General features: G+C 40.4%; 19 protein-coding genes. 12 read left to right on the forward strand and 7 right to left on the reverse strand.

What is annotated here, in order from left to right; all coding sequences use genetic code 11:
• The first annotated feature begins 26 nt into the window (after positions 1–26).
• The 11 genes from IH598_17055 to IH598_17105 all read left to right on the forward strand — a co-directional run bounded on the left by IH598_17055 (position 27) and on the right by IH598_17105 (position 18,621).
• Complete coding sequence (locus IH598_17055; protein MBE0640225.1) at positions 27–1,985, forward strand: NAD-binding protein; 1,959 nt, start codon at positions 27–29, stop codon at positions 1,983–1,985.
• 123 nt (positions 1,986–2,108) lie between these two features.
• Entirely contained in the window at positions 2,109–2,522 is a 414-nt protein-coding gene (locus IH598_17060) for a VOC family protein (GenBank protein ID MBE0640226.1), read from the forward strand.
• A gap of 26 nt (positions 2,523–2,548) precedes the next feature.
• Positions 2,549–4,435: a toll/interleukin-1 receptor domain-containing protein gene (locus tag IH598_17065; protein ID MBE0640227.1), complete on the forward strand. Its 1,887-nt coding sequence runs from the start codon at positions 2,549–2,551 to the stop codon at positions 4,433–4,435.
• Positions 4,436–4,438: 3 nt separating this feature from the next.
• On the forward strand, positions 4,439–5,281 hold the full coding sequence (locus tag IH598_17070) for a radical SAM protein (GenBank protein ID MBE0640228.1): 843 nt from the start codon (positions 4,439–4,441) through the stop codon (positions 5,279–5,281).
• Entirely contained in the window at positions 5,275–5,619 is a 345-nt protein-coding gene (locus IH598_17075; protein MBE0640229.1) for a hypothetical protein, read from the forward strand. The genes IH598_17070 and IH598_17075 overlap by 7 nt, the downstream gene beginning before the upstream one ends.
• A 40-nt stretch (positions 5,620–5,659) precedes the next feature.
• A complete protein-coding gene (locus tag IH598_17080; GenBank protein ID MBE0640230.1) occupies positions 5,660–10,372 on the forward strand; it encodes a DUF4062 domain-containing protein in 4,713 nt (1,570 codons plus the stop codon).
• Between the two features lie 56 nt (positions 10,373–10,428).
• Positions 10,429–11,205 carry a PrsW family intramembrane metalloprotease gene (locus tag IH598_17085; protein MBE0640231.1) on the forward strand — a complete coding sequence of 259 codons (777 nt, stop codon included), beginning with the start codon at positions 10,429–10,431 and terminating at the stop codon, positions 11,203–11,205.
• Positions 11,206–11,431: 226 nt separating this feature from the next.
• Positions 11,432–11,707: a toll/interleukin-1 receptor domain-containing protein gene (locus tag IH598_17090; protein ID MBE0640232.1), complete on the forward strand. Its 276-nt coding sequence runs from the start codon at positions 11,432–11,434 to the stop codon at positions 11,705–11,707.
• Between the two features lie 66 nt (positions 11,708–11,773).
• Positions 11,774–14,695 carry an Hsp70 family protein gene (locus IH598_17095; protein MBE0640233.1) on the forward strand — a complete coding sequence of 974 codons (2,922 nt, stop codon included), beginning with the start codon at positions 11,774–11,776 and terminating at the stop codon, positions 14,693–14,695.
• A 42-nt stretch (positions 14,696–14,737) separates the two neighbouring features.
• Positions 14,738–15,505 carry a toll/interleukin-1 receptor domain-containing protein gene (locus IH598_17100; protein MBE0640234.1) on the forward strand — a complete coding sequence of 256 codons (768 nt, stop codon included), beginning with the start codon at positions 14,738–14,740 and terminating at the stop codon, positions 15,503–15,505.
• A gap of 2 nt (positions 15,506–15,507) precedes the next feature.
• Positions 15,508–18,621 (forward strand): toll/interleukin-1 receptor domain-containing protein, encoded by a 3,114-nt coding sequence (locus IH598_17105; GenBank protein ID MBE0640235.1) that lies wholly within the window; start codon positions 15,508–15,510, stop codon positions 18,619–18,621.
• Between the two features lie 112 nt (positions 18,622–18,733).
• Here IH598_17105 and IH598_17110 read toward each other — a convergent pair whose 3' ends face one another.
• The 7 genes from IH598_17110 to IH598_17140 form a co-directional block, all read right to left on the reverse strand.
• Positions 18,734–19,231 carry a hypothetical protein gene (locus IH598_17110; GenBank protein ID MBE0640236.1) on the reverse strand — a complete coding sequence of 166 codons (498 nt, stop codon included), beginning with the start codon at positions 19,229–19,231 and terminating at the stop codon, positions 18,734–18,736.
• Positions 19,232–19,498: 267 nt separating this feature from the next.
• Positions 19,499–19,747, reverse strand: coding sequence for a hypothetical protein (locus tag IH598_17115; protein MBE0640237.1), 249 nt, complete (start codon positions 19,745–19,747; stop codon positions 19,499–19,501).
• A gap of 21 nt (positions 19,748–19,768) precedes the next feature.
• Positions 19,769–20,236, reverse strand: a complete 468-nt coding sequence (locus IH598_17120) for a hypothetical protein (protein MBE0640238.1) — start codon at positions 20,234–20,236, stop codon at positions 19,769–19,771.
• Positions 20,237–20,241: 5 nt separating this feature from the next.
• The gene (locus IH598_17125; GenBank protein ID MBE0640239.1) at positions 20,242–20,763 is read right to left on the reverse strand and encodes a hypothetical protein; all 522 of its coding nucleotides are present in this window, start codon (positions 20,761–20,763) and stop codon (positions 20,242–20,244) included.
• A 15-nt stretch (positions 20,764–20,778) separates the two neighbouring features.
• The gene (locus tag IH598_17130) at positions 20,779–21,345 is read right to left on the reverse strand and encodes a hypothetical protein (GenBank protein ID MBE0640240.1); all 567 of its coding nucleotides are present in this window, start codon (positions 21,343–21,345) and stop codon (positions 20,779–20,781) included.
• A 279-nt stretch (positions 21,346–21,624) separates the two neighbouring features.
• On the reverse strand, positions 21,625–22,899 hold the full coding sequence (locus tag IH598_17135; GenBank protein ID MBE0640241.1) for a hypothetical protein: 1,275 nt from the start codon (positions 22,897–22,899) through the stop codon (positions 21,625–21,627).
• A gap of 18 nt (positions 22,900–22,917) precedes the next feature.
• Entirely contained in the window at positions 22,918–24,270 is a 1,353-nt protein-coding gene (locus IH598_17140) for a hypothetical protein (GenBank protein ID MBE0640242.1), read from the reverse strand.
• Positions 24,271–24,657: 387 nt separating this feature from the next.
• On the opposite strand from IH598_17140, the gene IH598_17145 reads away from it, so the two are divergent.
• Positions 24,658–26,136 (forward strand): sigma 54-interacting transcriptional regulator, encoded by a 1,479-nt coding sequence (locus tag IH598_17145; protein MBE0640243.1) that lies wholly within the window; start codon positions 24,658–24,660, stop codon positions 26,134–26,136.
• Positions 26,137–26,413 lie beyond the last annotated feature (277 nt).

Here is a 26,413-nt window from a genome sequence, read left to right on the forward strand (position 1 = left end):
TAATCTTAACTTAAATACAAAAAATTATGAAAAACTTTAAAAAATTGAGTGCCGGCCTAATGACACTGATCATATTAAGCATTTTAACAATAGTCTTAGGCCATATTGCTTTTGAGATCGCTTTTCCGGATTATCCGTTCTTAAGGAAACTCTATCTTTCATTCCAGTTGTTCACAACAGAATCAGGTGACAAGTTTTACGAGAGCGAAAAATCTATTCCATTATTTGGACATCTAATTTTTAATCTTGCCAGATTTCTTGCGATTTTCACGCTAATTTATACCATAGTGCTGGCATTTTTATCAATATTGAAAGATGAGTACTTTTTGACCAGAGTAAAGCGGATGCATGAACACATTGTTATTTGTGGTCTGGGTAATCTTGGAACAGCAATCGCAAATAACTATGCACATAAAAACAAATTGGTTATTATTGAGAAAGACCCTGAAAATGAAAGCCTTGAATATTTCAGGAAACAAGGGGCAAAGGTCATCATAGGTAATTCACTCGACCCTGAAGTATTAAAAAAAGTCGGACTAAATCATGCAAGTTACCTTTATGTACTAACAGGAGATGATTTCAGTAACCTAACGGTGATCTCACATGTAAAAAACATTCTTTCAAATACTGATGGTGGAAATCCAAAACTCTTTATAACGACAAACATTGACAGCAGGAATCTTAAAGTTGCAGCCAATCAGGAAATGGTTAAGATCCCTGAACGCAATAAATGTGCAGTGTGGTCGAGATTAAAAGAGCACAGAGCATTAGCTGATCAGATTAAAAGTATAGGGTCAATTGATGCAGCATCAACAGAGCAAAAGAATAAATTTACCGAGCTTAAAAACGAGCTGCTCAACTATGACCCCGATTGTCATAAAGATTCAACGCAATCAGGAATACGTACAAAACTATTTAATATCAATGAGCTTGCTGCATGGCATATTTTTCGGCAATATCCACCCGACCGGTTTAGACCTGTCACCTCAAAAAATGATGACCCCATTCATATTCTATTAATCGGATTCAGTCAAATGGGAGAAGAACTCCTCAAACTTTGCCTGCAAAATTGTCACTTCATCAGCAGGAAGAAAACCAAAATTACCATACTGGGAGAGAATACCCAATTGATTGAGAATAAAATGTTGAATAAGCGAAAGGACATCAAAAAGTTGTTTTTCATGAGGTATGTCGAACTCAATCCTCATCACATCACGCCTGAAAGCAAGACAGGGAATAGACTTCAGGATGTTGACGTAATTTACATCTGTAGCGACTCCGATCGTTTGCAGGCATCTTATTCTATTAAAGCATTTGAGGTTTTTGGACAGAAAATCCCAATAGTACGCTGGTTTACAAAAGATGTGATGTCGGGGATAACAATTGAAAAGCCTGATAATATTCACACAGTGGAGATTTTTAAAGCTGTGGCTACTCACGAAAACATAACCGATCTGAATATTGATAAAATTGCCATTGCTACACATCACCGATGGCTCAGGAGGGCAATAAAAAGCTACATCGAAAAAGTTGATAAAAATTTAACTCCATCAGGAGAACTACCGGATCTTAAGGATACAATGTTGCCCTGGCATCTGCTTGATGAAGAAATACGGGATGACAACCGTTCGGTCGTGGAGCATAATTTTATCAAATTAAGGGCGATGAAACAGTTTACCGACACAAAATATTTCCTGAGTCCATGGGAAGCAGAGATTGATCTCGGATTTCTTGATGACCAACAAAATGTATTACAGTTGGCCGAAATGGAACACCGGCGTTGGATGGCGACAAAATATTATTATGCCTGGCGGTACAATGCTAAAAGAGACGATCCTAAAAAAGAACACAATAATTTGATTGATTTCAATAGATTGGATGCCGGTACCAAAGCCTATGATATTGAGCAAATTAATGAGCTGAAACAAATATGGGAGCTCATCAAAAACATCAGCAAGAATGGCAAACCAAAGACAGGCGTGTAAAAACAAATAACCATGCCCCAGCAAAGCAAAATATTTCGGGTAATAATCTGTACAAATTTTAGGTTCATAAGTTAGAATTTTGCAAAATAAGTCAATTGAGTATAAAACTATAATATGATATTAATGAATTTAGAAGAATTACATCACATCTGCATTCAAACTGAGGTTTATTCTGAATCTTTGGATTTTTATGTCAACCTACTCGGTTTTGAAATTATCAAAGAAAATTATGATTTTCATGAGAGAGAATTTAATACGTGGATTAAAGCAGCAAACTGTAGAATCGAGTTACAGACTCCTAAAAAAGGCACAAATTTAAATAAATGGAGTAGTCTTAACAGTGGTCCTGTTCATTTAGCATTTGTCGTAAATGACGTGGTTGCTGCTTACACACAAATTAACCAATTTGGATATAAAAACTTCAAAATGAAAAATGGAAAGGAACTCTATTCTGTGAATCAAAATACTACCATTTTCAAAATTATTGCTCCGGAAGGAACTGAAATTGAAATTCGTGAGAATGCAAATCTTGATTAATAGAAAATCAAAAAATCAGCTTAAAGATGGCAGAAGAAAAAAAATACTTGGGATTCGTTTCGTATTCGCATTCCGAAACAGATAATATATATTTTGATACATTAATTAGTGGGTTACAAAGACATTCTCAGAAAAGCAAATTTTGGACCGATAAAGAAATTCCAAGTGCCTCAAAATGGCGTGATGAGATTTTTGAAAAACTCAAACAAGCCGATTTTGCAATTTTGTTGATTAGCCCCAATTTTTTATCCTCTGAATTTATAATGAATACTGAATTCCCCGAAATATTAAAACTTCATAAAAAAAAGTTTCTAAAAGTATTCCCTATACTTCTTTCACCTGTTGATATTGATAAATCGCCTACTATCTCTGAAATTCAATTTTATATTATTGACCGCGCCAAATATGATATAAATGGACCTCAGAATAAGATGTATTCTTACGCACATTTAGTAAATTTATTGAAGGGTAAAAATGAAATACAACCAAACAGAAATAGAGAACAATTTCATATCGACTTTATCAATTACATTGAATCGAAAATTAAAAATAGCGACTCAGCTGATTCAAATCATGAAAAGAATCAAGCCAAACGGAAAAGTTTTAACCTTTCAACCGTAAAAGAAATTGCTATTAGTTACGCCTCAGAATATAACAAGGCTAATTGTTATGAAGATAAAGTCGAACTACTTACAGTGTTAATAGACTTGTTAATTGAGCATGATAAAACAAAAAGAGAAGTTATAGAAAAATTCATTAATCACTTTAACCAAGGTGTCAAACCAAATATCAGAAGTCTAATTATCGCTTCCGAAATTGATCTATATGAAATATTGATTAAATTGTTCAAAAACGGAATACCTTCTGAACCCCATTTTCTAAATGAAATTAATTCAAAGTACTTTTTTATTAATCCATTATACGCATATATCCTATCAATTATTAAAGATATTGAGCAATCAGGATACTCCACTGCATTAGTTAACATAGAGTCAATACCATTAAGATTAGCAGATTATGAGTGTTTTTATGCAGATTACTTAGTTGGTCAAATAAATAGAAAAAATAATGAATTGGCCAATTCATTAACACATTTTTCAAATGGAATTAAAAAGATAAGTTCCCGATCCTTTTCTGTCCCGAACAAATACTGTCGTTCATCATGTCAAGCCTGTAGTGTAGAATTGATTGGTGCTGAACTTTTTAGGGGCCGAGCTACAATTTATAGAAAGTTATTAGCAAGTGCGAGCGAACCTGATGAGGTAAAATATTATTCATTAGCAAATTCTGATTATAAGCAAGCGCTTTCTCTTTTTAATAAAATAAATCCTGTAAAACATACAAAACCTAAAGGTTCAGAAGCAGTTGGATCTGACATCTACTTCAGTTACGGGTATTTTAAATTTGAAAATTATTTTAAAAAGCTTATTAAAAGTCAGGAAACGGATGAGAAAGATTTAAAATTAGCACTTAAACTATTTGATTTATCAAATAATTTAAATTCGAAATTTACACCCCCTTTATCAAGAGCAGGAATAATTTATTTATATAATAAAGACTATTTTAAAGCAGGGCAGTATTTTAATGAAGTAAAAACGAAAGATCATGTAACTGAGAATACGACGAATGGAGAACTAATACTAACTAGCATTTGGATAGATTTTGCCCTCTTTTATATAAACAAGATAACATATGAAAAATATAATGTAAAAAATCCAAAAACATTATTGGAATTCACAATTTCTAGTTTTCGAACCAAAAATATTTCAAAAGGCGCAATTGATTGTCATACTTTTGACCTAAAGGTAATATTCTACATATTAGGCGTTCAGAATCAACCCATTATTGAAAATGAATTTAATGAAATTCTTGCAATTTTTAACCTACAGAATAATTCACAACATAACATTTGAAAAATGACTGATTTTATTTCCATAGTTTGGGTAATTACTGAAAAGTGTGATAAAGAATGTCTTATTTGCCATCGTTTTTTTAATAATGAGAACAATCTCTCATTAGAGGAACAATTCGAATTGCTAAAATACTTAAAAGAACAAGGAATAAAAAGAATCTGTTTTTCTGGAGGAGAACCAACAATTTTCAAGTCATCACTTTTTGAAGCCATCAGTTATGCTCATAATTTGAAATTGCACACTGCTCTAACTACACATGGACTTAACCTTAATAAAACTGATATTATTAAACTGGATAAAATTCTGGATCAAATTTTAATACCAATAAGGTATTTGAACTCTGATAATTACGAATCAACAAATAGGATTGCTGGAGTTTTTAATAGGCATATTAAATATTTACTTTCATGGTTAATGAATTCAGAGATAATAACTGAAATAGTAACTGTTGTAACAAAGCATAATTTAAATTCCATAATTGATATAGGTGAAATAGTTTTCAATATAAGCCCAAATATAAGATGGAGAATTGATGAATATTATTCTAATGGGTATAACAAAAAACTAGAACTTGATTTTCAGATAGCCGATGAACAGTTTGGTGAGGTAATACAAAAGGTTCGTTCTCATTTTTCAGATGAACGAAACCAATTAATTACCTTTAGTTCAAAACTATCACGAGCAAAAGCTCCGGACTTATTAATTACTCCTCAAGGGAACTTAGTGACAACCTGCAATCATGAGTCGCTGCCCAAAGGGCATTATAAGTCAGGAATTATCTCTTCAATGCAAACAAGGAGAGATCAGGATTATTATAAGGGATCAATAAGAAATTGGGATTGGTAAAAATTAAAAGTATCACTCATTTGTGTATGGAGCACGACCTGCTGTTTAACTGGAATCCTGGGAGCACCGGAATCTGGATGACAGTGCTTTGTGCTTTTTTGCCTGCAATCCGATTTACATTTGCGGCCATCAGCAGCGACAGTGATGTGCAAAGTCTGGCCCAGCGTTCGATAGCCATGGAAGAAATGTTGACACAGTTTCAGACAGAATTTGGAGCAATACGGATTGTTGATCGTGCCTTAAACTCCATAAAACTTCGAAGCTATGCTGACTGTACAACCGAACTGACGACCACTGAAATGCTCGATTGGCACGTCTTTTTCCATTACAGGCATTAGCAATACCATAATAAATCAACTACTATTCACCCATACTACTATGAAACTCCGTAACAAAACCATTCGTGTATTTCTAAGCTCCACCTTCGAGGATTTGAAGGCTGAACGCGATGCCCTGCAGCAAGGGGCATTCAAAAACCTGCGCAGGTACTGCAAATCGCAGGGCTGGCAGTTCCAGGCAGTGGATCTGCGCTGGGGCATCAACAACGAGGCAACCATCGACCAACGTACCATGGAGATTTGCCTGCGGGAGATTGCGCGATGCCAGCAACAATCGCCCCGCCCTAATTTTATTGTCCTGCTGGGTGAGCGTTACGGCTGGCGGCCATTGCCCGACCGTGTTCTAAACAGCGTTGCCCTGGCGATGGAAACGGCCATGCCTTCCGGTATTCTTTCCCTGTTCACGCAGTGGTACCAGCCCGACGAAAACCAGTTGCCCGAAACGGTATGGAGGCTAAAACCCCGTGAGGGCAGGTACATTGATTACAACGATTACGAAAGAGATGTACAAAGACCACTGGTCGGATTTTTCACACGTTGGGCAGCAGAAAACCTGCCTGACCCCGATCTTGCTGAAAACAAAACAAATCCGCTGGCTTTGCAGCGGCTGAGCATGGAACGGTCGGCTACTGAACAGGAAATACAGGCCGGGGCATTTGGCGTGGAAGATGCACATGAACACGTGTTTGCCTTTTTCAGGAATATCACCGGATGCCCTGCGGATAATGCTGCCTTTCATGATCACGACCAAAATCCCGTTCAACAGCTTCGCGCCCGCCTGGAACAGTATCTGGATGATGATAATGTGGCGGAGTTCACAGCCCGTTGGGATGCCGGGAAAAACGAGCCGGCTACTGACCACCTTGAAAAACTTTCGGCGGATGTTGAGAATTGTCTGAAAAAGATCATCGACGCGGAAATCGAAAACTACCGGCTTGCCGGTGAAGGAGACCTGGAACAAGCCGCCCATGAAGCCTTTGCCCGGGAGCGCACCTTTGGTTTTTCGGGCAGGGAAATCGACATCGCTGCAATTTGTGATTACACTACCCAAAATACCAGCGCCCCCTTTGTGGTCTGGGGCGAATCGGGCACAGGCAAATCAACCCTGCTGGCCATGGCTGCAAGGAAGGTGCAGGAAATCTTTCCCCATGCACATGTAATTTCACGTTTTATCGGCGTTACAGGCAATTCGGCCAACGGCCACACCTTGCTCACCGACATCTGCCGGAACCTGAACCTGCTATATGGAGATGAAACGGATGATATTCCGGATGATCCGGCCAGGCTCCGTTTTGCATTCCGCCAATATCTTGCAAAAGCAACTTCAGAACACCCGCTGGTGCTCTTCCTCGATGCGCCCGACCAGTTTAACGATGGTGATGCGGCCCGTTTGCTGCAATGGTTGCCGGAGGTTTTGCCTCCGCATGTAGCAATTATCCTTTCGACACTAAAAGGGGTAAGTTTTGACGTTCTGAAAGAACGCAAAGAACCGGCGCCGGTTTTTTATGAAATCACTCCGCTTACCGCAGAAGATGGCAGAAATGCCCTGAGCACATGGTTGAAACGCGCAAACCGAAAACTTCAACCCCATCAGGCTGATCAGATCATCCGTGATTTTGAATATGCAGGTTGTGCTCCGCTGTACTTGCACCTTGCCTTCGAACAGGCGCAACACTGGGAATCGTATGCGCGCCGGCAACGCCTGGGAAGGGATATCCCCGAAATGATAGAAGACTTTTACGGCCATTTATCCCGCCCCGAAGCCCACGGTTCCATTGTTGAAAAGGTTTTGACCGCCATCCGTTGTGCGAAACAGGGTTTAAGCGACGATGAAATCCTTGGCGTGCTGGCGGCTGACCAGGAGTTCTGGAACAACTTCGGCATACAGACCTATCATGCTTTTGTTGAGGAAGAACTGACTGTGACAGCCTCCCGGTTGATCCCGCCGGTTTTATGGATCCGTCTGTATCACGACCTGGAATATTACCTCACACGCAGAAATGCTCCCGGCGGAGAGGTAATCACTTTTTACCACCGGCAGTTAGCCGAAGCCGTTGACAGCATTTACCTGCAACGCCCGGGATTACGGCAGAAGAGGCAAAAGGAACTTGCTGCTTTCTTCCAGGGGAAAAGCCTTCTTATTAAAGAAACTGCTCCCATTATTGCCAATGTCCGCGTTTGCGACGAACTGCCCTGGCTGCTTACCAAAAGCGAAGACTGGGATGCCCTGACAGACACCCTCTGCAACCTCGATTTCATCCAGGCGAAAGCTGCTGCAAAGATGACGTATGATTTGGTAAATGATTTTAATGCAGCACTGGAAGTAATCCCTGATAATGCTGAAAATATCCGAAAGGAAAAGGAAAGGCAAGCCAGAATGGAAAAATACTCCCGGGATTTAATAGCCTGTGCAGAAGGAAAGATAAGCCGCTTTGATCTGGAAGTACCAGAAAGCATCACCCCCTGGACTGAAGAGAAGATTAATACTGAAATTGAAAGGATAAAAACCCATCCGACAAGAGCAGACCGGTTAAGAGATTTTCAGAATTTTCTGGGGCAGGAAGCCGGTAATTTGCAAAACTTTGCCAATGACTTTCCGCATTTTGCTGTACAGCAGGCCTGGAATTATGCTAACGAAGGCCCGGTTGGCAAAGCGGCGGAAAACAAACCTCCGGATATGTATAAATCACTGCTGCGCCACAGCCCATCCACACGCCCAACCTGGAACCCTCTACCGCTGGCAGTCAAAATTCTCACGGGGCATACTGCACAGGTCACCTCCGTTTCCATCACCCCCGATTGGAAAAAGGCACTCTCTGGCTCCGAGGATAATACTTGCATCCTGTGGGATCTGGAAACGGGGCAGACGGTCAAAACACTCGTGGGTCATACTTCCGTAGTCACTGCCGTTTCAATCACACCCGATGGCAATAGTGCGGCCTCCGGCTCTGCTGACAAAACCTGCATCCTGTGGAACTTGGAAACGGGGCAAGCGGTCAAAAAACTCACGGGTCATACTTTCGTAGTCACTGCCGTTGCAATCACACCCGATGGCAATAGGGCGGTCTCCGGCTCTGTTGACAAAACCTGCATCCTATGGGATTTGGAAACGGGGCAGGCGGTCAAAACACTCACGGGTCATACTTCCGTAGTCACTGCCGTTTCAATCACACCCGATGGCAAAAGAGCACTCTCAGGCTCCCATGACAAAACCTGCACCCTTTGGGACCTGGTAACGGGACAGGCAGTCAAAACCCTCAAAGGACATACCGACAGGGTCACTACTGTTTCAATCACCCCCGATGGCAAATGGGCAATCTCTGGCTCCGATGACAAAACCTACATCCTATGGGACCTGGAAACGGGGCGGGCAATCAAAACACTCACGGAGCATTCTCACATTGTTGAAGCCATTTCATTAACCCCCGATGGCAAAAGGACAGTCTCCGGCTCTTTTTTCAAAACCTGCACCCTTTGGGACCTGGTAACGGAACAGGCAGTCAAAACCCTCAGGGGACATACCCACAGTGTCAAGGCCGTTTCAATTACTCCCGATGGCAAAAGGTTAATTTCAGGCTCCAGTGACAGAACCTGCATCCTATGGGACCTAGAAAAAGGTCAAGCAGACAAAACTCTCACAGAACATACTGACCTGTTAAAAGCCATTTCAATCACCCCCGATGGAAAAAGGGCAATCTACTGTCTCTGGGACAAAACCTGCGTCCTATGGGACCTGGAAAATGGTAGACCAATTAAAACTTATACAATCACCCCCGATGACAAAAGGGTAATTTCAGGCTTGTTTTACAAAACCTGCATCCTGTGGAACTTGGGAACGGGGCAGGCAGTCAAAACCCTCACTGGGCATACAAACGTGGTCAGCGCTGTTTCAAATACTCCATCTGGCAAAAAAGCGATCTCCGGCTCTTGGGATAATACCTGCATTCTGTGGGACTTGGAAATTGGGCATGTAGTCAAAACATTTAAAGAGCATACTGATTGGGTTAATGCCGTTTCAATCACCCCTGATGGCAAAAGGGCACTCTCCGGCTCCCAGGACAAAACCTGCATCCTCTGGGATATGGAAACGGGGCAGGCAGACAAAACTCTTAAGGGACATACTGGCGGGGTTAATGCCATTTCAATCACGCCGGATGGCAAAAGGGCAATCTCTGGCTCCGATGACAAAGCCTGCATCCTGTGGGACCTGGAAACAGGACAGGCAGTCAAAACCCTCACCGGACATACTGACGTGGTTATTGCCGTTTCAATCACCCCGGATGGCAAAAGGGCAATCTCTGGCTCCAATGACAAAGCCTGCATCTTATGGGACCTCAAAACGGGCAGCCAGTTAGCCCGGCTGATAATTAAAACAAGAATAACTTACTTTGCACTATTTCCAAAAGGAATCATATTTAATTCCTCTTCTGGCGAAGTAATAATGATAAACCAAGAAAAGGAACTATTGTGCCCGGGCATTCCTATTACTACTGCCAGGTATTTATGGGATTTCGAGTTGCAACAATACCAACCACTTTCAACTGACTGCCCCCTCTGCGGCCATCGCTTTGCGCCGCCAGCTTCTGTCTTGGAAATTATTAATACAATAACAAAGAAAGCCAACTTGAGACCTGACCAATCCCCCTGCCTGGAGTTGCCGGATGAGGCATGGGAAGAGCCGGGTTTGTTAAGTGAGTGCCCGAAATGTGGGGAGGTGTTGAAGTTTAATCCGTTTATTGCGGGAGGGGATTAAAAAACAAAACCCGCCGGTGTGCGCAGCACCCGGCGGAGTTTAAAACATAAAATACTATGACACACATCTTCATTCCTTTGATCATCTCCATCATCTTCTGGATATGGATCATCCGCAAGTACGACAAGTTTGAGCGGGAGCCGCTCAGGAGCATCATTTTTGTGCTTATTGTGGGCGGGCTGGTTAGTGTGATCCCGGCTGGGTTGTTTAACCTGCTTTTTGCCAGCATCTTCGATTATTCGGTGGAGGCAGCATCCGGAGTGAGCCTGTCAGCAGGGAGTACATGGTTGTTTTTTGGTTTTGCGGGTTTCAACGAAGAAGTGTGGAAGGCTGCAGCCACTGTGTTACTCATTCGACGCATGAAGCAGTTCAACGAACCTGCCGATGCGTTGGTCTATTCGATGACGGTTGCGCTGGGCTTTGCTGCCTTCGAAAACATAGAGTATGCAATCAACTATGGAACGGCCACCGTTTACTTCAGGCAGTTCAATGCAGTGCCGCTGCATTTGGGATTGGCTGCCATCTGGGGAATAGGTATTGCAAAAGCAAGGTTTGATCAGGTTGGCCAATACACCAAAACGCTCATTCCCTATCTGTTGCTGGCCGGTATCATCCATTTTGCGTACAACATCGCTGTTTTTTTATTTGCTGATCCTATGCTGCAGGTTCTTGTCCCTTCTTTTATCGCCATGTACCTGATCAGGCTTGCCGTAAAGAGAATAAAACGCTATGCCGAAGAAGGGCCTTTCAGCAAAGTAATCATCTGTCAAAATTGCAAAACGCCGAACCAACTGGATGTCACAATCTGTAATAAATGTAACCATCCCTTTTAATTGAAATTTTACGATATTTGCAAAACTTACAATGAGAGCGTCCTGAAAACGGTTGAAGTCCTTTGGAATTGCGGGAAAAAAAAGGAGAAGGATCATAGGAAATATTAAACATCACAATCACCTTTAACCTAAACTAAAACGCGTGAAAAATAACAGTCTCTGCCCCAAATGCCAAAAACCCCTGACAAAAGTGGGAGAGTTTTGGATTTGCCCGAAACACGGACAGGTGGAAACTAAGCAAAAATCAAAACCCTTAAGGATCTTCCTCAGCTACGGCCACGATGCCAACGAGGAACTCGTCCGCCTGATCAAAGCCGACCTGGAAAAGCGCGGCCACGATGTGTGGTTCGATAAAACTGATATCAAATTTGGGGATGAATGGCGGCGAAGGATAACAGAAGGTATTGCTGGTAGCCATAGAGTTTTGTCTTTTCTGTCAAAGTATTCAACAAGTAACCGGGGGTCTGCTGTGATTAGGATTCCCATGTTCTCTTTGGTTTGAAATATTTGCATTTATTGAAAGATATTGAGATTATTGAATTATTTAAATCCTGATTATGTTAAAGTTATGAAAAGTTTAACAATTGATTTTGGTATTGATCTTGGCACTTCCAATAGCAAAATAGCTAGGATAAATGGTGTTGATGCTGAAGTAATTAAAAATAGCGAAGGATTTGAATTTACTCCTTCGGTTGTCTGGATAGATTCAAAAGAAAGGGTTCACGTTGGCAGAAGAGCCAAAGACCAACTTGAAAATGATCCCGAAAATGCGTTTAGCGAATTCAAAATTCAAATGGGCACAGAAACACAATACACTTTCGAAAGAAATAAGAAAAAAATGAGCCCATATGAATTGTCTGCAGAAGTCTTAAAAGCATTAAAAGAAGATGTCAGGCGCCAACTGGGTGAAGAGGTAACTTCAGTCGTAATTACAGTTCCCGCAGCTTTTGAACTACCACATTGCCAGGCAACCAACAAGGCGGCAAAACTGGCAGGATTCGTAAATCATCCTTTGTTGCAGGAACCCATTGCTGCGGCCATGGCCTATGGTTTTCAAAACGAAACGACGAATAAATTCTGGATGGTATATGACTTTGGTGGAGGGAAATTTGACGCATCAATTATTCAAATTAAAGATGGTCAGATTGAAATAATACATAATGGAGGAGATAACGGATTAGGTGGTAAAAACCTGGATAGAGAGATAGTAAATAGTTTGCTTGCACCTGCTATTGCAAAAGAGCATAACTTGAAAAACTTCACCAGAAACAATAAGCAATTCTGGGGAGTCTTTGCCAAGCTTAATGCTGAAGCTGAAAAGGCGAAAATCAGGCTATCCCTTGAGGATTCTGTCAAAATTTACATTGATACATTATTCAAAAACGATAAAGGTGAAGCTGTTGAGTTTACATATGAATTATCAAGAAGCGATTTTGAAAAATTAGCTAAACCATACATTATTCAATCAATCAATATTTGCAAGAAGGTTCTTATGGAGAAAAGGTTAGGTACTTCAAATATCGAAAAGATGATAATGGTTGGTGGTACATCTTTAATACCATATCTGCGCAATATGCTCCTCGATGCAAATCAAGGTCTTGGGATACCGTTGGAATCAAATATTTACCCAATAACCGTGGTTGCAAAAGGAGCTGCAATTTTCGCGAGTACAAAACAAATATCATTCGAAAAAACTTCTGACAATTTATCCTACATATGTAAAATTGAATCGAAAATAGAACCAAATGAACATCAAGTAAAAAAGGAATGTGATATTTTAATAGAGACAGCAACACCAAATATTTATCGAAACAATGCATTCAGAATTTCTAGATTGAATGTGAGTGCTACAACCCGTGAGATTTCAAATCAGGTTCAAAAAAACCAGATGCTTGAAAAGTATGATGGGAAAATGGATAACCATAAAAGTCCATTCCCGATTGAACCGCCACCCGATGTTGATAAGCTGCGGCAGGCATTACATCGTTTACGGGACCCTGAAACAAGAATGATTGACGAGTTTTTTTGGTTTTGGCCACTTAGTCTGGATAATGGTAGTAAAGATGATGCCTTGGATGCTATATCAAGAAACGATTCCAAAACTGCCGAAAAGATATGGAGAACCATTGATGCAACGCAAACAGAATCAATTGTTTCACAACATAATTTAGCAGTTCTTTCTCACCTGTCTGTGTTGGATATTGAGTTAAACGGTAAAACATTGGATGAAGAAGAAATAAATCAAAGAGACTCTTACTGGAAGGAATCATTTAAAAGTTGGAAACTTTTACTAGAACAGGAAGGATTGTGGAGCAAATTTGATGATAGAGTTAGACGGATGGATGACCCGAGGCTAACACGCAATTTTGTAAACAGTCTTAAAGAGACTTTGCCTGTTGCGATACTGCAAATCAACGCATTTTTAGCATTAAAAGCTGCTGAGGCAGGCAATATGACTGAGGCTTTGAGGCAAATAAGTCTTATGCGTGGCTCGGGACTTGATAAAGATGTTATTTCTTCAGCGTTAAAAAATGTAGCAAGTACATTAATAAAAAAAAATGAAGATACAAGCATTCTCATTGATTTGATTTCCTCCAGCAAATCTACTCCTCCTCCGGATAATAATAATATTAATAATAATAAAAAAGCTCAGGCTCCCACATCTCGCATCGATCTTGTTCATTTCTCAGTTTCTTCTCCACCCGCTGTTCAGCCTGGCCGGGATATCATTGTTGATGTTTGGGCACATTTAGAGCAACAACGAACCGAAGTCGCAAATCGGGTAAAACAAGCAAGTATTCAAACTGATGCACCACCTGTGATTCGACCGAAAGGACCATTCAAGATTGAACGGGGAACAATACTGGTCGTACGATTGAAATTTCAGGATTTAATTGTTGAGCCAGCCGAAGATGTTATTCTTTGGGAAGGTGAGATTGGAAATGCATCTTACGTTGTTTCTGTTCCTGCTGAAACTGCAGAAGGGGTAAGAATCGGTTCTGTGACTGTTCATTGTGAAGAAGGTTTACAAATCGCCAGAATTCCTTTACAACTAATGATTAAGAACGAAGTTGTTCATTGTGAACCAATAGAACATTCTTTACACCGTGTTCGTAAAGCATTTGTTTCTTATGCCAGAGCTGATTTAGACGAAGTACTTAGTAGAATTCAGGGTATGCAAAAAATCATACCTGATCTCGATGTGTTTCTTGATGTCGTTAAGTTAAGATCAGGTGAAGATTGGGAGAAGCGACTTTGGACTGTTATACCCGAAAGCGATGTATTTTACTTATTTTGGTCAGCTGCTGCTAAGGAATCATTGTGGGTGGAGAAAGAATGGCGTTGTGCTTTAACCAGTCGTGGAGTAGATTTTATTGATCCTGTACCACTTGTTTCTCCCAAGGAAGTACCACCTCCAGTGGAATTATCCAAAATGCATTTTAATGATTGGAGTTTGGCATATAGGAGAGGAAACCCGGATATAACTTAATAAAATCAAAGAACAAAGATAATTTAGAACAAAAAATTTAAGATGAGTCAATTAAATAAAACCAATTCTTGGATTTTCATCTCCCATTCGCACCGCGACATGGAGAAAGTACGTCAGATTCGCAATTATCTTGAGAAACATGGTGCTAATCCTCTTTTGTTCTTTCTCAAGTGCCTTAATGATGACGACGCCCGACTTCCTGAGCTTATCAGCGATGAAATTCTTGCACGCAATTTTTTCATCCTGTGTGATAGCGAGAATGCAAGAAACTCATCCTGGGTTCAAAAAGAACAGGCAATTGTAATGAATATGGGTAATATTGTCAAGGAAACCATTGATCTCGGGCAAGATATTAAATCCCAATATTACAAACTTGACAGGATTTGCAAAAAAGCTACCATCTTTATTTCTTATGCCCATCAGGATAGGAATATAGCTGAGCAAATAATACAAAAACTAATTCAGAACGATTATTCTGTCTGGATAGATAATGAAATTGAAGCAGGATGCAATTGGTCGGATGAAATACATGGAGCTATTGATGATGCTGTTGAGCGGGGTTTTGTAATGGTTTTATTAAGCCCTGCATCACTCACAAGCCAATGTTTGAAATCGGAAACGGAATATGCCCTCGAACTTGCTTCAAAATCAGGGAAAAGCAATATTATTCCGGTGGTTATTTCACCTTTTGATCCTGGTATGATGCCTCCTCAACTTACCAATATTAAATGGTTTGATTTGACAATAGAGACCTTCGACCAGCGTGTTGAAGAGCTCTTATCGTTTTTAAACAAACAAGAAATTTATTGATTATGCCCTACGATCTCTTCATTAGCTACTCCCGCAATGATAACCTGAACAACAGGGTTACGGAGTTGAAAGAACAAATCGAAGCTGAATACCTTGCATTCACCAGCGAAGAATTAAAATGCTTCTTTGACCATGAAGAAATTAAAGGTATGGAGGATTGGCGGCAGCGTCTCTTAAAGGGTTTGAAAGAATCGCATCTATTTTTACTTATCCTTTCACCAAATTATATCGAAAGCGATTATTGCGGGTGGGAGATTGTAGAATACCTTAAGTACGAGCATGCTCGCGCTACACAGGGTGAGGGAGTGGCCCAGGTTTATTTCTTGGAAATCCCCGGCCTCGATCAGGAGGAATTTCAGACCAAAGCCAAAGCCTGGCTGGAAAAAGTAAGCCGCAGGCAACGTTTTGATTTTCGCCCCTGGTACGATGAAGGCATGGACGCATTAAAGAGAGCAGATATCAAAAAGCGCCTGGAAGAATTGAAAGTGGCCTTGCGCGACCGGATTGTTAGAATGCGCACAATAGCTTCCTCTCCAAGCAATCTGCCCAGCCCAAATGCACGTTTTGTTGGACGCGAGGGCGAAATGATATTGCTGCATGAATCCGTAGGCCTTGGAAAATTTGGAGTGATCACCGCCATTCATGGAATGGGGGGACTTGGCAAAACGGCCATCGCTTTTCAATATGCATTCACTTATGCAGCTTTCTATCCGGGTGGCCGATGGTATATCGGATGTGCTGGAGAATCCAGACTTTCAACTGCTTTAAAGAAACTGGATTACGACCTGAAAATACTGTTTACCGAGGAGGAAAAGAAGGATGACCTATTAGGAGCCAAGCGCATATTAAATGAACTTGAGCATAAGGCTTGTAAAACTGCCACCAAATCAAATACAGAAATACCGGCAACACTTCTTTTGCTAGACAATGTTGATAATGCTGAGTTCATGCAATCTTCATGCATTGACCTGGTATCAGGAAAGGAATGGCTGAAACTGGTCATCACTACCCGCCTGGGTCCAGAAGAACTAGGCAAAGATGAAACAAGACAGAAACTTATCGCCATTGATGAGCTACCTTTTGAGGATTCCGTTAGCCTGATCGAAAAACACATGCCCGGGGAAATGTTCCCGGATGCCAAGGAAAGGGAGAAAGCCGGCGAAATAGTTAAACTGCTTGGATGCTTTACACTTGCAGTGGAAGTGGCCTCAAAGTATCTTCAGGAGCGCAGCGGCAGAATCAGTTGCGCAGATTTCCTTGAATTGCTGAAGCGGGAAGGCGAACTCTCAGGGATTGAATTTGCAGGCTCACAAGCAAATATGCGAACATCCGTTGACCACAGCAAACTGATATCGGTAACGCTTGCACCAACACTTGAGATGCTTGCACCGGTCGAAAACCAGTTCCTCAGTTATGCTGCTATGCTTCCTCCCGATGCAATCCCTGTTCACTGGATCAGAGAACTTTGTAAAGAGAATTATCCCGAAATCGCCAAAGATGCTCCGGCAGGCATTGATGACCCGTGGCTGGATGTTTTGAATCACTTGATAAGTCTGAGAATTCTGCAGATTGTGGAAGTTGACGATATAGATAAAAACCAGGTACGAATCGTCAGGATGCACAGGCTGGTAAGACAACTGATTTCTGAGCGTTCTAACAGAAATTTGATAACTGCTTTTAGTAAAAAGACCAAATTAGGATCACATATTTACTTGCGATCATTTGAGGTAAGTAAAAATCCGGTTAAGATTTCGCTGGCATGGGAATTGAATTGCTTATTCAAAACAATTCAGATTCTTTTTGCTGAAAGATATCTCTTTGCTGAAAAAACTTCCTTTTATTGCTGCAATGCTCTGAAGGAATACGGAAGATATTCATCAGCATTGGATCTTGCAGAATTGACTTTAGAAACTTTAAAAAATAGTGAACAGGAACCAGAAGTGTCAATCGCCTGGTTTCATAATCTTGCAGGTGTTGCTGCATTAAGCTTGTCTAAAGCAAAACTTGCTGAAATCCACTTCCTGGAGGCAGAAAAACTCTCCAGAATTCCTGGAGCTGATGAATTGGATCTGCTGGATTCATTGAACAATATTGGCTGTTTATACAGAGATACATACCGTCCTTCTGAAGCACTGAAGTATCTCAAGGAAGCCTACGCATTAGCTAAAACGAAATTTGGATATGATTCCTATCAGGTAACTTTATTTTTAATTAACCTGGGTTTAGTGTATCAGGATCTTTGTGAACTTGATGAAGCTGTTGATTTGTTTAAACATGCAGTTGAAATTGGGTTAAGGTATCCAGACCAGATTCTCAATAATTGTAAGGATCTCAGCACACTTGCAGATGGATACAGGGTTGTGGGGAAATTAAGCGAAGCAGAAATAATTGCAAAAAAAGCATACGATTATTTAACGAATAGCGGTTATGAGCAACATCCGATAGCAGTTAGAGTAAAACATAATTACGGGAAGGTTCTTGAATCTCAAAGCAGATTTGAAGAGGCGAACATACTCTATGTTTCCGCGCTTGAGACAGCGATTAATTGTTTTGGTAAATCATCGCCACATACCGCATTTTGCCTTAATAATTTGGCAGTTAACTTCATGTATTTAGGTGACCTTGAACGTGCTATTGAGTTATTAAAAGAATCAATATCAATAGAATTGCAAAGAAATCCCATTGTTTTGGAGAAATTGGCAAACAGAGAATTAAATATCGGCATCTTCCATATGTTAATTAATGATTTGTTAGGATGCGAGTTCCACTTGAACTCGGGCTGGAATTACAAATTGGCATCAAAGTGTCATGATTTAATTTCGGTAAGGCTGCTGATGGCACGCATTGTCCTTTCCTATTTGAAAAATGAACCAAGTGTTTTTTATGTTGGTCAATTTCTAAAACTAATTGAACAAGATAAAATCCCAGCATCAAATATAGATTTTTTATGGAGCTTTAAAATAATACTGGATAATGTTGTCAGTGAATTTTGTCCACATAAATTTGAAAAATGGCAAAAACTTCACAATCTTATTGATCTAAAAATGACCGGATCATCCGATATCGAAAACCTCATTCCTAAAACAATACCATTAATAAATCTTGATCAGAAATAGACATTCGGATGAACAAGAAATCAAAGAATAAAAGTTACAATATTTGAACTAAGGTGGTTTTGCAATCAAAGATTCTAAATAATTTAAAGTTTAAATACTCTTAATTAGCGACTTATATCGATGATGATGCTCTTCCTCCATGATCACGAAATGATGCGTCAGGCCTAAATAAATCATTCAGGTTTGATGTACGTTCTAAAAAATTAAAAGAAGTGATAGATTTAACCAAATTATCAAGGTCTTCATTCTTTTTTCTGAAAGATTCATTCTCTTGTCTCAAAAAATCATTTTCCGATTTTAACTTATTATTCATTTTATGTAGCTTATCATTTTCTTTGTACATGGCATTTTTTGCGAGAAGAGTTTGGTGCCTTTTTATGAGATCATCGTTACTTAGTCTTAGGATTTCCATTTCTTTTTTTAAAACATCAATTTGTTTTAAACAGTCAGTATTTTCCTTTTCAAGTAATTCAATTTGATTTTCAACCTTTGCCTTGGCTGATCGAATCTTGTCTATTTCAGAGTTGCGCTTAGCCATTTCTATATTTTGTTTTTTAAGCAACTCATTCTCTTTTCTTAAAGGGCTTAAGAAACCAATTGGAAATTTCATAATCCAAGTATTTAATTATTAATTAAAAACCAAAAAAATCAAAAATTCAATGAATGTAAAGATTAGTGCCAAAGATACAAAATTTATTAAAACAAAGTTTTGTAAAAAAATTCTAATAAAATTGATTTCAGAGCTAATTCTGACAGCAAAATTTGCCCTTTTGTTTTGAAAAGCAATTTGATCTTGGCAATTATTGTAGCCATCGCTGTTGCTATCGGATACTTTTTCTATTGCGATGAACACCTTGAAGTACTGAACAAGATAATCTCAATCAAACTCCCTCCCTTCCAGCAATGTCCTTGTGATGAAACTGCTGATTTCGCTCCATTCATGAAGGTTGATCAGGTGGTTTCTATTAAGATTATGCTGGAGGCTGGTGAGCAGGTTGAAAAGCCGGGTGTAGTAATCCCAATTGGTTTCGTTGATTTGTGGGCTGATTTCATACTGCCGGAGGTAATCAATCAACATGGGAGGTGCTCCGAATTGTTCAATCCTTTCTTCGGCCAGCGATATCAAACCGTTGAGAAATTGTTCGAGCTAGTACAACCTGACAGACATTGACGCCGTCAGCCTGTTTTTCTCCATTTCGATATCCAATTTGTAATTGAAACTCTTAAGCGGATATTTACCCGATAAAGTAAACAATAAGTTATCAGGGAAGCCCATAAATAAATATTCCTGCCGGCTGATCCAAATACGCACCACAGGAATATTGGCAGTAGTAAAAGTCAACTGCACTTTAAAACTTGTTTCAGGGAAAAGCCAAAGCCTGAAGCCGGCAACTGTATAATAGATATCTTGCTCTTTTTCGTCGGTTTTTAAAATGCCAACACCGTATTGTCTTGGTCTGGAAGATAATATGTTGGTAAGCTCCACGATTTGGGATGCCTGCGGCTGTTTTGCATCGCACAGAAAGCGGGGGAAAGCTTCATAATCAATGCGGTGTTCGCTCTCGCCGATCACGCGGTAATCCTTTATCCAGTAACTGTTCGTTTCGTTTTTCATGGTTGTTAAAATATAAATGAGACTTTGGCTAATGGAACATTCAGATTTGGGACAACTAACCGGATGTTGAGTAATTCTCCGTTTCTTTTTACCGGGATTACTATTTCATTGCCCTGGTTTTCGATAATCAACCGGTAGAGATCATTGACTGCCCGCATTTCAACCTGGTCGAAGCGCTTTAATCCTGCTTTATCCATTGTTTTTCCCGGAGTAACTTTTTGTATTTCGAAAAGTTCTCCTTCAGGAGTATCCGGAGTAGCATAGCTAAATCCAAGCTGACGGTTTACCTGGTGGATGGTAATCAAAGAAGTGATCATATTCATCACGAATAGAGCAATCATGAGCATTGCTGAAATGATGAGAAATTGCTGAAAACAAGCTTTTATCCTATCATTCATTTTCAAGGTAATCAGTTTGTACAGACTATAAGCAACAATTGCAAAAAGCGCTATTAACAGCATGGTAATGAACATAGCGTAATTTTGATAGGGATAAGGATAAAGGAGGATTTGACCGGTTTGTATCATATTAGCAGCAGCTTTTTATATAATTTTGAAGGAGTTCCTGAATAGCTGAATGACTTCCCTACGTTTTCTGACAAGATCGGTCAGTTCGATCACCAGGTCAGCATTAACTTTACGAGCCATTGGGATGACATATTGTTCGGTCTCGTCCAGGTAATGCGAAAATTTTTCAACAGTATGGGTATCAGGATGTAAATCTGTAAGATTGCTGATCCGGTCGGCACATTTGAGCACCATTGCGTTGTACGATCCGCTGCTAAGAATGCGGTCGAGATAATGAGACTTGTATTCATCCTTTTGTCTGGTTACCTCCAGTACAAGATCAACCACCGCGCTGCTTTCATGGTCAATCCAGCGAATTTCGTCGAGCTGGGTTTCGGGCAGGTCTTCAAGCAGGTCATGCAACAGGGAAGCTTTTAACAACACACTGTCATCATAGAATTTATAGTCAAAAAGAATTCCAAGTGTGGAAAAACAATGGCGGAACTGGTTTCCGCCCACCTTGCGCTGCACCCTAATCAGTGCTGTGGCTTTCAGGATATAGGGTGCAAGGACGAGGTTTCGCAGGTATTCAAGATCATTCATGGTTGATATTTTTACTTATTGGTGTCCGGTAAATTTTTTTGGATTTTACTGCCGCAAGTGCGGCATCGAAATGACAAGGGTTTTGGAGTATTCGTCAGGGGTGGGGGTTGGTGGCGGCAAAGCCACCACCAACCCCCACCAATAAATCGTAACTGACTGTCATTCCGAACGAAGTGAGGAATCTACTTTGAAATATTTCATATCAATTATTTTTACCGGGCATCAGTGATTTTTATTATTTATTTTTTCATTTCAGGAATTCAAAAAAGCAAAGTCAATTCATTTGAATGAAGACGCCAGCAATGGTACAAGATTGTGCTGACCTTTCAGATAACCATTGTTATCCTCTTCGAATCCAAATAATTCTCTCAGGACCATCAGGTTGTTATTCTGGTTTAGCAGGTATTCCTTCTCCCTGGAACTTAAAGCGGTATCATCATTTACAGGACTTACCTCAAGTGACTCAAGGTTGTTTGTAAAAAACAATTTTGAACCGGTAGTCTGAGCCACAAAGGAGTGATCAGAAAGAACAATCCTGCCGATGTAGCTTAGATTATAAAAGTTACTTATTTTGTAAACCCGGATCTCACCGGCAATGTTTCCGACAACGATCCTATCGTTTATAAAGACAAATGACCATAAATCCCTCTGATTTACAAATATGGTATTCAGCAATCGGAACTTAGGCATCTCCCACACCCTGATCATACCATCATTGCCCGAGGTAAAGAGGATGCTGGGATTGTTGGGATGAACACGAATGGACAAAATATCGTTGTTGTGTGCCTGGACTGCATAGTCAAACTGGTTGGTTTTTAAATTGAAGAAGTGGATACGACCATCCCAGTCGGAAGCTAACAGGTAGTGATAATGGAATAATGAACTCATTGTACGGTAATCGAAAGGCCTGATTATTTCTCTTATAAACCGCCCTGTGCGCAGGTCAAAGATTCTGAAGTAGCCATTGTCGCTGCAGACGTAGAGTTTATTTTTCCAATGAATGATGGAGCCACTCCGGCGTTCATTTTTGTTGTAAGAGGAGGCGGCGACCCTGAAAAGTACCTTCCCTGTCTTCAGACAGAATTTTCTTACGGTGTTCGCTGTGCCAAAAGGAATAACGTCCGAATCGTAAGTGAAAGAATAAAGGTACTTTCCATCCGGGCTGATATTGATGAAAGGACACCTCCCCATGGATTGATCGGTAAGAAGCAGCCTTTGCCTGAGCGAATCAAAGTCCGTTACGCGCACAGTTCCGTCCCAGCTGGCAGTGATAATGTCATTTTTGTAAGTAAGGATTTTGCGTACTGTTGTTTGATGATGCGCGTATGAATCAAGTTGCCCGGTCTTTAAATTTATCAGATGCACCCTGCTATTGCTGACATTTGAAATCAGCAATGTGTTTTTTTGCTCAAAATAATTGAGGTATCTTATCCCGTAAGTGGGATAGTTTTCTGCAACCCTGAAGGTGTAGTTTTTCATCAGGTAGTCATTGCTCTCTTTAAAGTAGCTGTAAGCCAGGGCTTGTTGTGAATATTGAGTCTTTTCTGGTAGCATAATCGAAAATTTTTAATGTCAATTTGACTTTCCCTGTTGTCCGGAGGTTTTATGTTTTCTGAGCATCACGCTGTTGATCTCTTCCGTTACCTGATGAATTCTCGTTTCGAAAAACTTTATTTTTCGATGCAAAAAATCCCGGTGTATTTCAGCCATTTCATTGTCCCTGATAAATTTGAGTTTAAATTCGGTCATGTAAAATAACCAGAGATATTGAGTTTCAATCCCGAGTGATTTCTGGCATTCGATAAGTTTCTCTTCCGGCATGTCTGCCAATGTATTGAAAACATGTTCAATCTTATCGGTATTTTGTATTGGTAAACCAAGAATCATGCGGTTGTTTACAGCCTTACAAAGCAGCAGAATCATCTGAAGATACTGAACAATCAGCCTGCTGTAGTCATTATCCGAAATAAAATTGTAAACCGCATTGGCAGCAATGAAACACCTGCCGAGCTGTGGATAGCGCTCCTGTCCATCCAGGCTGGTATGCACCTCCCGGCAATTTTTACTGATGATTTTGTACAGTTTTCTAATCCCGGCCACCAGTTGCCGGTTAACCCCTTCTTTTTCCCGGTCATCAGTAAAATCAGGCGCCGGCAACTCGTACTTTTTCTTCTCAAACTTAGTTACCTGTGTGGCAACCATAAAATCGAAATATGCCTTCTCGAGATCATCATTGGTTTTAACCGAAGGTTGGTTGGCCATATCAAGTTTTGCAAGCAGTTGGGTCAGCACGTTTTCTTTCGATTGCAATTGCAGTTGCACAGTTTCAAACTGCTGGTTGTAACGCTCGTTGACCACCTCGATAAATGATTTACGGGCCACGTTGTTTAAAATTTTTGAGAATACCTTGAAATTCATTTTGATAAAATCAGGATTCAATGAGCGTGCGCCTAACTTTTGAGTGTCAAATGTGCTTAGAAATGCCACAGGCAATCTGAATAGCTGGTAACACAAAATCAGGTGGAACATGGAAAGAAAAAGCACTTCATCTGAGGTACTGTTCAGTTTTCCGTAATTTTTCCATACGGCCTTAATACCTTTTTTATATTGATCAATGTTGCCAACGAAAGCAGAAGTCCATTCCATGAAATAATTCTCATTCGCTTCAAAATCAATTTGGAGAGTTCCAGATTCTACCAACTTACCGGGAGGTAAACCATTCAAAAGGCAGTGCCCTTCGAAAGCATTTTTAGTCAATAACGTAAGTGTTTGAATCCCGTTGAGTTTGTTTTGATCTGCAAACGTTAGCAAAACGTCCGCATCAAAAGGTTTCACCTGGAGATCGTCATACCCGCCGTTGTGGGTATCGTGGATATCATAAGCCAGTGGGAAATAATCATCAATTGATTTTAGTGTTGATTCCATTAGCGTTGTTTTTATTTTTAATTTTGTGCCTTGTTGTTTGGAATAATAATATTGAGGTTGCCAAAGAAAGTGCCACTCATTCCTTGAAATTTTTAATTAAATCAAAATCAATGATTTATTAGGATGTTGAGTTGAGTTACACCTGTTGAGATGCCAGGAAATATTACTTTAAAAAGTTGACATGGATAGCCAATGAGCACAAGTCAATCCCATATTACGAGCATTGTTTTCCGAAAAAGAGGGTTCCAACTTGAAACCTGGGAATCTGTCGAATGGAATGAGGATACAACTGCAAAACTTCTGAACGACATTTTCATTCCGGGAACGATTACTATTGCTGCAAAAAGCGATTTCCCTGCGCTGTTTCAACTCATTCAACAAAGGCAGATGTTGAACTGTGGCATAAAAAAACCGGAAGTTGAATTGTACAGAGCCTTCAAGCTCAATCAGCAAACAGACCAATCGCTACCGCGCCGTATTATTGCCAATTTTTCTACATCAGGCGCCTTCAAAAGGAGTTTTAACCGATTTTTTTCCCAACGGTATCAATCTGATGACCCACCCTGCATACTGTTTGTACCTGACGGGCGGGTAGCAGAACTGGTTAAGGAAAATGAAAAGTTATCCGAAGCCACAATAGCAGGGAGCCCGTTTTCTTTGCTGCTTTCAGGGATTCCCCGGGATGAAACGCTGGAAAAGATCAACAGGAATTACATTGGTCAATCCTTTACTACTAAGCTTACCTGCAGCATGATCTATAAAGCTGCCCATTCACGGTCACCCGTGCTGATACTTGGAGAATCGGGAACCGGCAAGGAACTGATCGCAAGACTTATTTTCGAACACTCGGATAATTACAAAAAGAGTCTGGTGGTTGTAAACTGTTCTGCTATTCCTGAAACATTGCTTGAATCAGAGTTGTTTGGCCACAAGAAGGGGAGTTTTACTGATGCTTCCCATGACAAGGAGGGACTTTTTTCGGCTGCTGACGGGGGCACGTTGTTCCTGGATGAAATCGGAGATCTCTCACTGACCAATCAGGCAAAACTCCTGCGGGCAATTGAAGAAAAGGAGATAAGGCCGCTTGGTGGTACTAAAACAATAATGGTGGACGTCAGAATCATTGCAGCTACCAACCGTAACCTGGCCTCGATGATGAGGCAGAAAACATTCCGGGAAGATCTCTATTACCGGTTAAATGTTCTGACAATCTTTGCCCCACCTTTGCGTGAACACCCTGAAGATATCCCTGAGATCGCCTCTGCGCTGTGGGCAAAACTCGGGAAGTCAATCAGACTTTCCAAAGAATTTCTCAATTATTTAAAAGACTATTCGTGGCCGGGCAATGTAAGGGAATTGAAAACGCTGCTGAACTCATTGACAGACTACTTTGGAGATAAAGCGCCTCAACCGGAACATGTGCTTGCTATTCGTTCCTATCACCAAAAAATGCTTTCGGAATCAAAAACAAATGGAGAGGAGGATTTCGATAAAATGCTTAAAGCCCAATCCCAGCTCAGAATTATTGAGGTACAGAACATCCTCAGGGGTATTAAAATTATGATGCGTCCTATCATCAATTTACAGTCACCCATGAAACAGGATAAAAAGATTGACAAGTTAAAGGACTACCTCGATCAGGAAATAAATAAACTGGAGGACCTCTGTCGCGAACCCATCTTTTTTAAAAACCGCAACCTGTTTAACCACATCAAACGATTTCGCTATCTCCTCGAAAAAACCATGAACCGCTGGCCTGTTTCAGCCGAAGAACTTCACAACCTGTGGTTGACTGATCTTGCCCCCTTGTATGAAACGATTGACCAGGAGATCTTCAGTATCATTTGGAAGAAGATGGATTTGTAGTATTTTCAAGTCTGATTTCGGAAATTTGGTATAAAACAATAAAAATAACAGAGTTAAAAAACAAGCAATCCCCCGGCATTTTGACGAGGCTCTGCCTCGACGAACTATCCCTAAAGGCTCTGCCTTTTTGACCCATCATTCCCTTAGATGGGTAATTTCTCTTTTGAATTCCAAACCTCTCATACACAGTCCGGTAATAATCCACTGTGCCAAAATCAAAATCCGAATATTAATTTTTCTTGACTTTTTCATTATCATGCTTTAAATCAGTCAAATA

Source organism: Bacteroidales bacterium, from assembly GCA_014860585.1.
Classification (GTDB): Bacteria; Bacteroidota; Bacteroidia; order Bacteroidales; family 4484-276; genus RZYY01.

Excerpts from the sequence above, each read along its gene's own strand:
- IH598_17055 (MBE0640225.1), top strand. The coding sequence starts at position 27 with ATGAAAAACTTTAAAAAATTGAGTGCCGGCCTAATGACACTGATCATA.
- IH598_17060 (MBE0640226.1), top strand. The coding sequence starts at position 2,109 with ATGAATTTAGAAGAATTACATCACATCTGCATTCAAACTGAGGTTTAT.
- IH598_17065 (MBE0640227.1), top strand. The coding sequence starts at position 2,549 with ATGGCAGAAGAAAAAAAATACTTGGGATTCGTTTCGTATTCGCATTCC.
- IH598_17070 (MBE0640228.1), top strand. The coding sequence starts at position 4,439 with ATGACTGATTTTATTTCCATAGTTTGGGTAATTACTGAAAAGTGTGAT.
- IH598_17080 (MBE0640230.1), top strand. The coding sequence starts at position 5,660 with ATGAAACTCCGTAACAAAACCATTCGTGTATTTCTAAGCTCCACCTTC.
- IH598_17085 (MBE0640231.1), top strand. The coding sequence starts at position 10,429 with ATGACACACATCTTCATTCCTTTGATCATCTCCATCATCTTCTGGATA.
- IH598_17095 (MBE0640233.1), top strand. The coding sequence starts at position 11,774 with ATGAAAAGTTTAACAATTGATTTTGGTATTGATCTTGGCACTTCCAAT.
- IH598_17100 (MBE0640234.1), top strand. The coding sequence starts at position 14,738 with ATGAGTCAATTAAATAAAACCAATTCTTGGATTTTCATCTCCCATTCG.
- IH598_17105 (MBE0640235.1), top strand. The coding sequence starts at position 15,508 with ATGCCCTACGATCTCTTCATTAGCTACTCCCGCAATGATAACCTGAAC.
- IH598_17110 (MBE0640236.1), bottom strand. The coding sequence starts at position 19,231 with ATGAAATTTCCAATTGGTTTCTTAAGCCCTTTAAGAAAAGAGAATGAG.
- IH598_17120 (MBE0640238.1), bottom strand. The coding sequence starts at position 20,236 with ATGAAAAACGAAACGAACAGTTACTGGATAAAGGATTACCGCGTGATC.
- IH598_17125 (MBE0640239.1), bottom strand. The coding sequence starts at position 20,763 with ATGATACAAACCGGTCAAATCCTCCTTTATCCTTATCCCTATCAAAAT.
- IH598_17130 (MBE0640240.1), bottom strand. The coding sequence starts at position 21,345 with ATGAATGATCTTGAATACCTGCGAAACCTCGTCCTTGCACCCTATATC.
- IH598_17135 (MBE0640241.1), bottom strand. The coding sequence starts at position 22,899 with ATGCTACCAGAAAAGACTCAATATTCACAACAAGCCCTGGCTTACAGC.
- IH598_17140 (MBE0640242.1), bottom strand. The coding sequence starts at position 24,270 with ATGGAATCAACACTAAAATCAATTGATGATTATTTCCCACTGGCTTAT.
- IH598_17145 (MBE0640243.1), top strand. The coding sequence starts at position 24,658 with ATGTTGAACTGTGGCATAAAAAAACCGGAAGTTGAATTGTACAGAGCC.